Annotated in this window: 7 protein-coding genes and 1 pseudogene; 3 read left to right on the top strand and 5 right to left on the bottom strand. The window is 68.5% G+C overall.

Going from position 1 to position 11,906, the window contains the following annotated elements; translation table 11 throughout:
• Window positions 1-84: 84 nt before the first annotated feature.
• The gene (locus tag ACFY3L_RS50745; protein WP_389341838.1) at window positions 85-864 is read right to left on the bottom strand and encodes a TetR/AcrR family transcriptional regulator; all 780 of its coding nucleotides are present in this window, start codon (window positions 862-864) and stop codon (window positions 85-87) included.
• Between ACFY3L_RS50745 and ACFY3L_RS50740 the strand changes: the two genes are divergently transcribed.
• Together ACFY3L_RS50740 and ACFY3L_RS50735 are read left to right on the top strand one after the other, a co-directional pair.
• Window positions 844-2,184, top strand: coding sequence for a M20/M25/M40 family metallo-hydrolase (locus ACFY3L_RS50740; protein WP_389341834.1), 1,341 nt, complete (start codon window positions 844-846; stop codon window positions 2,182-2,184). The genes ACFY3L_RS50745 and ACFY3L_RS50740 overlap by 21 nt on opposite strands.
• Window positions 2,185-2,234: 50 nt before the next feature.
• On the top strand, window positions 2,235-3,992 hold the full coding sequence (locus ACFY3L_RS50735; RefSeq protein ID WP_389341831.1) for an alpha/beta fold hydrolase: 1,758 nt from the start codon (window positions 2,235-2,237) through the stop codon (window positions 3,990-3,992).
• A 13-nt stretch (window positions 3,993-4,005) separates the two neighbouring features.
• On the opposite strand, the gene ACFY3L_RS50730 is transcribed toward ACFY3L_RS50735, so the two are convergent.
• From ACFY3L_RS50730 to ACFY3L_RS50715, 4 genes are all read right to left on the bottom strand, one after another.
• Window positions 4,006-5,388, bottom strand: a complete 1,383-nt coding sequence (locus ACFY3L_RS50730; protein ID WP_389341828.1) for a diaminopimelate decarboxylase family protein — start codon at window positions 5,386-5,388, stop codon at window positions 4,006-4,008.
• Between the two features lie 279 nt (window positions 5,389-5,667).
• A complete protein-coding gene (locus ACFY3L_RS50725; RefSeq protein WP_389341825.1) occupies window positions 5,668-7,314 on the bottom strand; it encodes a glycosyl hydrolase family 8 in 1,647 nt (548 codons plus the stop codon).
• Window positions 7,315-7,326: 12 nt separating this feature from the next.
• Window positions 7,327-8,700 (bottom strand): carbohydrate-binding protein, encoded by a 1,374-nt coding sequence (locus ACFY3L_RS50720; protein WP_389341822.1) that lies wholly within the window; start codon window positions 8,698-8,700, stop codon window positions 7,327-7,329.
• A 35-nt stretch (window positions 8,701-8,735) separates the two neighbouring features.
• Window positions 8,736-11,117, bottom strand: coding sequence for a PQQ-dependent sugar dehydrogenase (locus ACFY3L_RS50715; protein WP_389341819.1), 2,382 nt, complete (start codon window positions 11,115-11,117; stop codon window positions 8,736-8,738).
• A 395-nt stretch (window positions 11,118-11,512) separates the two neighbouring features.
• Here ACFY3L_RS50715 and ACFY3L_RS50710 point away from each other — a divergent pair.
• Window positions 11,513-11,646, top strand: a pseudogene (locus ACFY3L_RS50710) (IS6 family transposase); the annotation flags it as partial.
• Window positions 11,647-11,906 lie beyond the last annotated feature (260 nt).

Genomic DNA, 11,906 nt, shown 5'->3' with positions numbered 1-11,906 from the left:
GGGGCGGGCCTGACGGCGTTGCGCGCACCCGTCAGGAGGCGGCAGACGGTACCCCGCAACAGAGCAGGGCGCTTGCCTCGTGCCTCAGGCCGAGGTTTGCAGGATCTGGCGGATCTGTCGCCGGAGAAGGTCCGAGGTCGTTCTCGTCCAGCGTTCGCGGACGCGGACCCGGCGGTGGAAGTCGGCGTCGGCGATCGCGCTGAGCGACCGGGCGAGCGCCTCGATGTCGGTTTCGGGGCGCAGCAGGCCGGCTGTGACGAGGCGCCGCAGACGTTCGGCCAGGACGGTTTCGAAGCGGTCACTGATCTGCTGGTATGACGTGCGCACTTCGGCCGACGCGGTGAACGACGCCGCGATCAGCTGCCGCCACAGCTGAGGCGGTCCGAATGACTCGTCGATGCGGTTGTACCCCTCGACGAACCGGGTCATCGCGGTGACCGCGTCGTCCCCCGCCCGCAGCGTGATCTTCGCGAGCCGGACCTCGACGTCGGACCACTCATGCTCGAACAGCGAGAGGAGAAGGTCGTTCTTGGAGACGAAGTAGTTGTAGATCGTGGCGGGGGAGACCATGGCGCGCCCGGCGATCTCCTCGATCGTCGTCGCGTCGACCCCGCGCTCCTCGAACAGCTGACGCGCCGCATCCAGCACGGCGAGCCGGCGCACCTGCTTCTGCCTCTCGCGCAGGCCAGCCTCTTCCATGCCCATCCTGTCGAATCGGAACGAACTCGCGGCCGAGCGCATCTTTTCGGTCGGAGCGGAACCTTGACTGTAGTACAGGAGATATCTAGAGTCCACTCCACGATTCGACCGTGGAGGTGCACTGCGGTGACTGATCTCCAGAGCGTGCTCGTCGACCTCGACCAACGTCGCGACGCCCACCTCGACGAGCTCGACCGGTACGTCTCGATTCCCTCGGTCAGCTCCGAGGACCGGGGCGTGCGTGAAGCGGCCGATCACATCCGCGGTCGCGCGGCTGCCTGGGGCCTCGAGACGACGTTGCTGGAGACCGGCGGCCAGCCCGCCGTGCTGCTGCGCGGGCCGCAGGTCGACGGCGCACCCCGCGTGCTGATCTACGGTCACTACGACGTGCAGCCCGCGGGCAGTGCCGACGACTGGCTGTTCGAACCGTTCAGGACGACGGTGCACGGCGGTCGCGTCTACGGTCGCGGCACCGCCGACAACAAGGGTCAGCATCTCGCCCACCTCCTGGCCATCGAGTCATGGATCCGTCTTCACGGCTCGCCGCCCTGCAACGTCGCCCTGCTGCTTGACGGCGAGGAGGAGGTCGGCAGCCCGAACCTCGCCGATCTGGTCCGCCGCAACGCGGATCTCCTCGCCTGCGATCTCGTCGTCTGGAGCGACGGTCCGGTGCACGAGAGCGGACGCGCGACGATGAACTTCGGGGTGCGGGGAATTGTTCAGTTCGAGCTGATCGCACAGGGTGCGGCCATCGACCTGCACTCGGGGAACTGGGGCGGGGTCGGGCCGAATCCCGCCTGGGAGTTGGTGCACCTGCTCGCGTCGATGAAGAACGATCGCGGGCTGGTCACCATCGACGGCTTCACCGACGAGGTGACACCGCTCAGCGACGCCGAGGCACGCGCGCTCGAAGCCCTCCCCGTTGACGACGAACAGCTTGCCGCCCTCGGCATCGGCCGCTGGGACGAACCCGCCGAGCGGCCGTTCTACGATCGGCTCGCGGCACATCCGACCCTCACGATCAGCCGGTTCGAGACCGGCGCCGCGGGCGCGGACCGCGCGGTGATCCCGGCCATGGCCCGAGCCGTTTGCGACGTTCGGCTGGTCGATGCGATGACGGTCGACACCACGTACGAGCGCATCGCCGACCACGTGCGGCGCCACGCCCCCGATGTTCGCTGCACGCTGCGCGCGGCGATGGAGCCGTCCCGCACGGACCTCGACTCAGCGTTCGTCGAACCGATCCGACGGGCACTGCGACTCGTGCACGGCGAGGATCCGTACCTCGTGCCGGCCATGGGTGGCAGCCTTCCCGACTACGTGTTCACGAAGATCCTCGGCGTGCCGTCGATCGGCGTGCCCTTCGCCAACGCCGACGAGGCCAACCACGCTCCCAATGAGAACATCGAGCTGCATCGGTACCTCTCGGCGCCGAAGATCGCCGCGGTGCTGCTGTCCGAGCTGTCGAGGGTTGGGGTCCGGTGACTGGCGACTGGCGGCAGGGGTTCCTCGCGCCTCGCCTCAGGTGGGTGCAGGTGGCGAAGACCGAGCGGTCGCGGGGGCTCGCGGCGCTGCAGGACGAGCACCGGCTCGAGCTCGCGGCGTGCGACTTCACCACCGGGGAGGTCCGCCGAATCGGCGTGCCCACCGACGGGTTCATCGACTCGGCGTGGGTCGCCGCCGACGCGACCGCCGCGTTCTTCCTCGCCGACGAGGGAGGGAACGAACTCGGGCACGTCCATCGCGTGCTGCTCGACGACACGAGCGTGATCGAGGACATGACGCCGGGCCTGCCCGACTACACGCTCCGCGGTGCGGACGTGAGCGCGGACGGCGAGACGCTTGTGCTCGACCTCGTCACCGACGAGGGCTACGACCTGGTCTGTCTCCCCGCCCGTGGCACACCCGCGACCTCGCCCCGGCGCCTCGTCCGCACGGTGCACGAGGCGTGGAACTGCCGGATCTCGGCCGACGGTACGGTCGCCACGCTCGACACCACCGACCACGCGCCCGGCACCCGGCGGTTCGCCGTCACCGCCTACGACACCACGACCGGCGCGGTCGTCGGACGCCTCATGCTGCCGTCGCCCGGCGCGGCGACTGCCGTCTGCTGCTCGCCGCACCGGGGCGATCAGCGGGTGCTCATCGCGACTCAGCGAGCCGGTGATCGATCGGGGGTCCTCGTCTGGGACCCCGTCGGCGACACCACCGTCGAGCTCCTCGAGGAGACCACGGCGACGGTGGTCCCGCTCGACTGGTCACCGGACGGGCGCCACGTACTGCTCTGCGTCGAGCTGCTCGCCGCGCAGTGGCTCGAGCGCGTCGACGTCCTGACCGGCGAACGAGAGCGACTCGACCTCCCGGCCGGCAGTTTCCGCTCGCTATACCTGCGCATGTCACAGTTCGGCACGGACGGCACGGTGCTCGCGTCGCACGAGCACGCAATGTCCCCGCTCACGCTGATCGCCTGGCACGCGCCGTCCCGGCACCGGGTGGTGCTCGGTGGAGACGGTTCGCCGGACCGTGCCGGTTTCGAGCACGTCGTGTTCCCGTCGAGCGACGGTACGCACATCCAGGGATGGCTCGCCCGCCCGACCGGCACCGGACCGTTCCCGGCGGTCGTGCACTGCCACGGTGGCCCTCACCTCTCCGTCGCCGACGAGTTCACACCCGCCGCCCGGGCCTGGGTCGACCACGGCTTCGCCTATCTCACGGTGAACTATCGCGGCTCGTCAGGGCGGGGGCGCGCGTTCGAGGAACAGATCCACGGAGATGTCGGCCGCTGGGAACTGGAAGACCTCGCCGCCGCCCACAGGTGGCTCGTCGACGAGGGAATCTCGGCCGCCGGTCAGATCCTCATCAACGGCGAGTCCTACGGCGGCTTCCTCGTGCTCTATGCGCTCGGACGCCAACCGGAGCTGTGGGCCGCGGGCATCGGCGAGGTCGTGCTGGCCGACTGGGAGCTGAACCACCACAGCAGCCCGCTGGCGATACGGCGCCTCGACGAGATGCTCTTCGGTGGGCCGCCCGAGACCCACGGCAACCTCTACCGTGAGCGTTCCCCGCTCACGTACGTCGACGAGGTCCGCGCACCGATCCTGTTGTGGCAGGGCAGCAACGACACCCGCACGCCTCCGGAACAGGTCGTCGCGTACGCCGAACGGCTCGCCGCTCGCAACCACCCGTGCGAGCTGCACTGGTTCGAAGGCGGCCACGGGTTCGGCGACGAGGGCGGGCACCTCGCGCACCTCGAACGAGCGATCGCCTTCGCCCGGATCGCCGTCGGCGGCTGAGCGAGACGCCGGGTCAGCGGCCCGTCAGCCGGGCGGGGATCCGGTCGCGGGCGAACACCTCCGCCGGGGTCTCGGCCCGGCGGATCACCTCGACGAGATCACCGCTGACCAGCACCGTCGCGGGCCGGGGAAACGCGTTGAAGTTCGTCGTCTGCGTCTCGACGTAGGCGCCGGTGTTGAGCAGCGCGACGAGATCGCCGGGCGCGATGTCCCCCGGCACGGTGACGCCGGCCGCGATGATGTCGAACCCGCAGCTGGATCCGGTCAGGTCGACCGGCACACCAGGGGCCGCCGACACACGATTGGCGAGGACGAAGGGGTAGCGGGCGTGCTCCAGCACCACATCGGCGAGGAACTGTTCCGTCGTGTCCAGCTCCACCCACTGCCGATCGGGACGCTCAGGTGAACGCCGGACGCTGACCACCCGCGTCAGGTGGACGCCTGCCGGCCCGTAGACGGCCCGTCCGGGCTCCAGCTGGAGCGCAACGCCCTTGCTGTCGAAGCCGTGTTGCCGCATGCCGGCACGCAGGGCCTGCGCGACGACCTGTGTGTACCGCTCCGGCGACGGCGGCTCCGGCGCGGCTCCGCGACCCACGATCGCCTGTCCGACAGGACTGCCGCGCTCCGCGTATCCACCGCCGAGGTCGATCTCCGCTGGACGCCAACCGCCGCAGACGGCTGAGATCCGCGCGATCTGGCGAACATGATCGCTGACCACGCCGGACCAGGTCGACAGGCTCGTGGTGTGCCGGCCGAGGTGCACATGGGTCCCGACAAGACGCGCGCTGCCCGAGTCCACGATCGAACGCGCCGCCCGTTCGGCGTCCGCCAGGGCGAAACCTGGGCGGTACGCCGCGGCGAGCTCGGCGATAGAGTCACCACGGTCGGAGAAGTCGCTCGGCCCGGCAAGCGTTTCGCCGCCCGGACGAAGCCGCAACCGCACGAGGGCCGGCCGGCCCCCGCTGCTGGTCAGTGCCAGGACCGTTTCGACCTCGCGGGGACTGTCGAGCGTGATCCGCACACCATGCTCGATCGCCAGGCGGATCGCCCCCTCGGACTTGTTCGTGCCGTTGAGCGACACGCGGGCGGGATCGACGCCGGTCGAGAGCGCGGCCCGCAGCTCATGCTCGCCGAAGGTGTCACACCCGACGCCCTCCCCGTTGAGTACATGGCGCAGCGCCAGGCAGGTGTTGGCCTTGAAGGCCGGCAGCAGCGCGGCCGGACCGTCGGGCCACGCATCCTCCAGCGCCTTCGTCCACCGCCGGGTGTCACGGCGCAGCTGCGTCTCGGACACCGCGAAGACCGGAGTGCCGAACTCCCGTGCGATCTGTCCGGCGCTCACCTCGTCGAGGAACAGCTCACCATCGCGGAACGAAAGGTGCTCATGCAGAGGCATTCCATGATGATAGCCAGGTAGAATTTTAGAGTCGACTTCAAATTTGTGTACGCCGCGACGACGCCGAGGCCGAGATCACCATCAGTGTCGAGGACGCCCATCTCGGCGGCCGGCGCCGGATCACACTGGCTGGCGGCGGCGCCGGCCGCGGAACCCACGGCACTCGGAACAGCTTGACCTGCCGCGCCGGGCGACCGACGTCGCTGCCGTCCCATCCCCGCCGATGCACACGTGGTCGGGTCCGGTGCCCACCGGGGACACCGGACCCGACAGTTGCGATCAGGGAGCCCAGAAGTTGCCGCTGACGACGATCATCACCTGGAGCTGGATGCTCGTCGAGTAGTAGTCGGTGCTGGTGAACGACGTGTTGACCATCTTGGTCCACAGCGCGTCGAGCCATGCCTGGCTGCCGGAGTCAGTGAGCGCCGCCACCGCGAACGGTGCGAAGAACGCCGGCTCGCTACCGGAGGAGATCGCCGTGCCGCCCAGTGAGTAGCCGACGGCGATGCTGTTCGGGTTGCCGCCGGTCTTGCCCTTCACCCAGGTGTTGAGCTTGCGGGCCGAGGCGAGCGAGGCGGCGTTTCCACTGGTCACCGCATCCGTGCCGATACGCCACGGGGTGCGGCAGGAGTTCCAGAAGTACTTGCCGTCGTTCGGGTCCTCGAGCACCTGGCCGGGCGCCGGGCGCGCCGTGGTGTTGGTGTCGACGACGAAGTCGGGCAGCAGTCCGGTGCTCGACGCGTACCGGCTCTGCAGGTCGGTGATGAGGTTCTGGTGCGCGGTGCGGATGGTGTCCCACGCCGTGTCACCGGTGGCCGTCTTGAAGGCGCGGAAGTGGTCGATCATGAAGTCGGACGGCCGGGTGGTCCAGTAGAGGCTGTCGCCCGGGGTGCTCCAGTCGCCGAGGAGCAGCAGATGGGTCGTGGGGTTGACCTCGTTGGCCTTGATCGCATTGATGTGCCTGATGGCCAACTGCTTGTAGTTGTAGGTTCCGGTGCTGCCCCACTGCTTGTCCGCCAGCAGCAGGCCGTACGCGACGTCGAGATCCCCGTCGGTCGCCGAGTCCGAACCGTTGACGCTCTTGCAGGCCGTGTCCTGCTCAGCCGCGAGCAGATCGGGATTGTGTACGGACGGATGGGCCAACATGTACTTGACCAGCCCGTCGAAGACGGTCTTCGCGTTCGGGTCGGCGCCGGCCATGGTGGCCACGATCACCATGCCGTAGCCCTGCGCCTCGGCGACATAGGGGTGATCGGCGTCCGGCGAGATGATCTCGTACCAGCCGTTGCCGCAGTTCTGCTTGACGAACGCGGCCTTCCACTTGTTGTAGTAGGTGACGACTGCCTGGTCCACAGTGGACTGCGTGCCGCTCGGCCGGAGCGTGCCGCTCACATAGGGGAAGAGGTGACTGCCGAAGGGCACGGCCGGACCGCCCGGCGGCGGTCCGGTGTCCACGGCGACGCTGAGCTTGTCGACGTTGGGCCCGCCGTTGGCGGTGGTCGCGGTGGCGCGGATCGTGTTCGTGCCGGCGTTCACCGCTGCCGTGACCGTCTTGGTCTGCCAGGTGTCCCAGTTGCCGGTACCGGGGAAGGACAGTGCGCCGGAGACCACCGTGCCGTTGACGGCGATGTCCATCGGCCGGTTCGTCGTGGTGCCGTTCGCGTACCGCAGGACGATCGTGGCCGTGCCGGCCGCCGACGCGGTCACCGACCACTGGACGTAGGAGCCGCTGACATTGTCGTAGTTGACGAATCCGGTACCGGTGTAGCCGGTGTGGTTGGACTCGACCACGCCCTGCGAGATCGTCGCGTTCTCGGCCTGGTAGTCCACGGACGGCGCCGCCGCTGCCGCCGGTGAGGTCAATGGCGGCAGCGCCATGACCAGCCCGACCGCGGACAGCGCCACACCGAACTGTCTGAGCTTCATGGGATTCCCTTCTCAGCCGGTGTACTGGACGAGCACCTTGGTGTATGCGTATGCCGCTTGCGAGACGCCGCTGCACGAATCGGCGTCGGAGCCGCTGCCGCAGGCCCGGTCGCGGTTGATCGACCAGAACGTCAGGCGGGCCAGTTGGTGCTGTTGCGCGTACGCCAGAATCGTCTGGAAGTCGGCGAGCGTGACGGTCTCGTCGGTCTCGTCGGTCTTGCCGTTCATCGACGAGATGCCAATCTTCGTGTAGGCCACGGCATCGCTGTAGCCGTAGGCGTTCTTGACGGCGTTCTTCAGGCCGTCGGCGGCACTGACCGACGCGGCGCCCATCGTGCCGCTGTGCCCGCCGAAGTCGAACGGCATGATGGTCCAGCCGTCGTTGTTCAGGCCGGCCGCGGCGCCCTTGTTGATGAGATCGATGCCGTCGGAGTCCGGCCCGGTCGGGGTTGTGCCGAACGTGACGAACGTCTTGATGCCGGGGTTGTTGGTCTTGATCGTCTTCAACGCGGTGATGACCCGCTGCCGGACGGTGGCGTTGGAGAACTCGGTCGCCTCGATGTCGATGTCGATCGCCTTGAGCTGGTATGCGTTGATGACCTTCTGGTACGCGCCGGCGAGCGCGGATGCCGACGAGCACTTCTCGCCGAGCTTGTTGCCGCTCCAGCCGCCGAAGGAGACGATGATGTCCCCGCCGGCGCCGCGGATGGCGTTGATCTTCGCCTGGTCGTCGCCGCCGGTGAGCGGACGCGTGCCGTCCCACAGCGGGTTGCATCCGCCGTCGGAGAGCATGAAGGCGAGCGTGAAGAACTTGATGCCGGTCGCCGACATCACCGAGGTCGGGCTCTGCGGGTTGCCCCAGCCGAAGTACTCGTACGGCGCGACGGCCATGCTGGGCCCGCCGGTACTGCCGTCGACGACCGTGAGCTTGTCGACGTTGGGTCCGCCGCCGGCCGTGGTGGCGGTGGCCCGGACCGTGTTGGCGCCGGCGTTCAGCGTCGCGGTGACGTTGACGTCCTGCCAGGTGTCCCAGTTGCCGGTGCCGTTGAACGCCACGCCGGACGCGACGGTCGTGCCGTTGACGCTGATGTTCATCGGCCGGTTGGTGGTCGTTCCGTTGGCGAATCTGATGGTGAGCGTCGCGCTGCCGGCGGCCGCGGCGGTCACCGACCACTGCACGTACGAGCCGCTGACGTTGTCGTAGTTCACGAATCCGGTGCCCGTGTAGCCGGCGTGGTTGGACTCCGCCACGCCCTGCGAGATGGTGGCGTTCTCCGCCTGGTAGACCGTCGTGGCGGCCTCGGCGGACGGGATCTGCAGTGCGAGTGGCGTCAGCGCCGCCACGACGCCGACCGCGAGCGCGGTCAGGCCCGCGCGCCTGCTCATGAGTCGCATCGTTCCTCCAGGGGGTTCGGAATCGACTAGCTGATCGCGATCCGGAAGATCTGGTCGGAGCCGGCGGCCGCACCGCCGTTGTTGTCGCAGTTGGTGGTCGACAGCCACAGTTGATCGGCGCCCGGCACCTTGACCACGGTGCGCAGCCGCCCGTACGTGCCGACGTAGTACGCCGTCGGTGTGCCGGTGTTCTCGCCGTCGAGCAACGGGATCCGCCACAGCCGCTGGCCGCGCAGCGCCGCCATGTACACGACGTCCCGGACGATCGCGATCGCGCTCGGCGAGGCGGTGCTCACCGACCACTGCCGCTTCGGGTTCTCCATCCCGGAGACGCTGCAGGTGCCCTCACACGTCGGCCAGCCGTAGTTGCGGCCCGCTTTGATGAGGTTGAGCTCGTCGAACTGGCTGTTGCCGAACTCGGCCTCCCACAGCCGGCCCTGGGAGTCCCAGGCGATGCCCTGCGGGTTGCGGTGGCCGTAGCTGTACACGAGGGTGCCGAACGGGTTACCGGGCGCCGGGGTGCCGTCGGTCTTCATCCGCAGGATCTTGCCGTTGAGCGAGTTCTTGTCCTGGGCGAGATTGGGCGTCTGCGCCTCGCCGGTGGTCGCGTAGAGGTAGCCGTCGGGGCCGAACGCCAAGCGACCGCCGTTGTGGTAGCGGTTCTTCATGATGCCGGTGACCAGCGACGTGTACGCCGAGAGCGTCGTGCCGTTGTAGGTCATCCGGGCGATGCGGTTGCCTTCGGCGGCGGTGTGCATGAAGTACACGTAGTGGTTGCTGTTCCAGTTCGGGTCGACCGCGACGCCGAGCAGGCCGCCTTCGCCGTTGGTGGTGACCGTGTTCGGCACGGTGCCGACCTGGGTCCGCGCGCCACTCAGGGTGACCTTGAAGACCTTGAACGAGTCGCGTTCGGTCGCGATCGCCGTCTGGCCGTCCGGCAGCCAGGCGAGTCCCCACGGGATCGTCCAGCCGGTCGAGACGGTGGTGATGCTCGAGGGCACGCCCCCGCTGCACGCGGTGGTGGTGATGGTTCTCGCGTTGCTCGGCGAAGAGGTGTTGCCGGCGGCGTCCTTCGCGACCGCGGTCAGCGTGTACGTGGTGTTGCACGCCAGCCCGGTGACCGTCGTGGAGGTCACGTTGCCGACCGACTTGAGCACCGAGCCGCCGGCGCCCAGCACGTCGTACCCCGTCACGCCGACGTTGTCGGTCGACGCGGTCCACGACGTGTCGACGGAATTGCCGGCGATGTTGGCGGTGGCGAAGCCGGTCGGCGAGGTCGGCGCCTGTGTGTCGGAGCTGGCGAGGGTCCGGCAGATCGCCTGCGGGCTGCTCGTGGATACGTTGCCTGCCGCGTCGCGGCCGAAGACCGACAGGCGGTATTCGAAGTTGGGCTGCAGGCCGGTCAGGGACTTCGCGGTGGCGTTCCCGGCGGCTTCACCGATCTTGTTGCCGTCGTGGTAGATGTCGTACGCGACGACGCCGACGTTGTCGGTCGAGGCGCCCCACGACAGGTTGATGCTGTTCTCGGTGATGGTGCCGCAGACGGGCTGTCCGGGTGCGGTCGGCGGCGCGGTGTCGCCGGGGACGCCGGTGCTGAGCCGGTCGACGTTGGGCCCGCCGTTGGCGGTCGTGGCGATGGCCCGGATCCGGTTGGTGCCGGCGGAGAGGCCGACGGTCAACGTCACCGTCTGCCAGGTGTCCCAGTTGCCGGTGCTCGGGAACGACAGGGCACTGCGCACGAGGGTGCCGTTGACCGTCACGTCCATCGGCCGGTCGACGCTCGCGCCGTTCGCGACACCGTTCGCGTATCGGATGGCGACGCTCACGTTGCCCGCGGTGGCGGCCGGGATCGACCACTCGACGTAGCTTCCGGCGATGTTGTCGTAGTTCACGAAGCCGGTGCCGGTGAACCCGGTGTGGTTGGACTCGACCGCGCCCTGTGAGACGGTCGCGTTCTCCGCCTGGTAGTCCGATGTCGGCGGCGCGACGTCGACGTCGATCCGGTCGACGTTGGGGCCGCCGTTGACGGTCGTCGCGACGGCACGGATCCTGTTGGTGCCGGCGTTCACCGCAGCGGTGATGGTCTTGGTCTGCCACGTGTCCCAGTTGCCGGTGCCCGGGAACGACAGCGAGGTGGCGACCGTCGTGCCGTTGACGCTGACGTCCATCGGCCGGTCGGTTGTGGTGCCGTTGGCGAAGCGCAGCCCGATCGTCGCGGTGCCCGCCGTGGCGGCGTTGACCGTCCACTCGACGTAGCTGCCGGTCACGTTGTCGTAGTTGACGAATCCTGTTCCGGTGAAGCCGGTGTGGTTGGACTCCACGGCGCCGCCGGAGATGGTGGCGCTCTCTGCCTCATACCGGGTCGCGGCGGCCTGAGCCGGTTCCGCCAGCGAAAGGATCGCGGCCACCACTGCTGCCGCCAGCAGAGGAGTGATCCATCGTCTCGCCTTTCGTCGTCCTCTGGAACTCATCGAGCCTCCAAGCTTGAGGAGCTCTGAATTGTTAGGCAAGTTGCCTGACAGTTGATACCGATGGGACCACCGCATCGACGGAGGTGTCAAGTGTTCACGAGCATCAATCTCGCGCTCGGCCGGCGCGCTGAGGCGACGCCGCTGGGCGCCAATTCTCCTCAAGAGATGGTCTTTGTCGGGGAACACACCGCGTACCGGAGCACCGCTGATGGCAGTTGCATTGAGCGTTGGCAAGATCGAGGCAGACGAGAACAGTGAAGCCATCGACCCGCTCTGGCCCGTGGCTGCCTCAGGCGTGGGCCTTCGCCGGGTTCCGGATCCCGCCGGAGGTGATGGTGGTCGGATGCGCTGGTATCTACGCTTCAGTCAGTCCTATCGGGACGTTGAGGAGTTGCCGGCCGAGCGCGGCGTTGAGGTCGGCCGGTGCCACGGGCTGCGCCCGGCCGGCGCTCATCGGTTTCTGCCAGGCGTGAGCGATATTCCCCACTGCGCGGGAGAGCGCGAACAGCCCGCGGGCCAGCTCGGGCTCGAAGCCGAGCTCTTGGTCGACCAGGCCTTGGTACCGAACTCGGTCTTCGGGTGGGTTACGGCATGCGGTGTTGGTGGGAGGCAACACCGAGCTGGGCGCGTTGGCCGAGCGCGAACGGGGGGCGGGGTTCTCGGTACGCTGTGGGCTTGGACTGCGGCGCCCGCCGGTCCTGTTTTCCGGGCTCGGCTGTTGGCACG

Origin of the sequence: Dactylosporangium sp. NPDC000521 (genome assembly GCF_042898305.1) — a bacterium.
In the GTDB taxonomy this organism is placed as follows: Bacteria; Actinomycetota; Actinomycetes; order Mycobacteriales; family Micromonosporaceae; genus Dactylosporangium.
The sequence above is the reverse complement of the archived record's forward strand: the minus strand, read 5'-3'. Positions and strand labels throughout refer to the sequence as shown.

Excerpts from the sequence above, each read along its gene's own strand:
- ACFY3L_RS50730 (WP_389341828.1), bottom strand. The coding sequence starts at position 5,388 with ATGCCTCTGCATGAGCACCTTTCGTTCCGCGATGGTGAGCTGTTCCTC.
- ACFY3L_RS50725 (WP_389341825.1), bottom strand. The coding sequence starts at position 7,314 with ATGAAGCTCAGACAGTTCGGTGTGGCGCTGTCCGCGGTCGGGCTGGTC.
- ACFY3L_RS50720 (WP_389341822.1), bottom strand. The coding sequence starts at position 8,700 with ATGAGCAGGCGCGCGGGCCTGACCGCGCTCGCGGTCGGCGTCGTGGCG.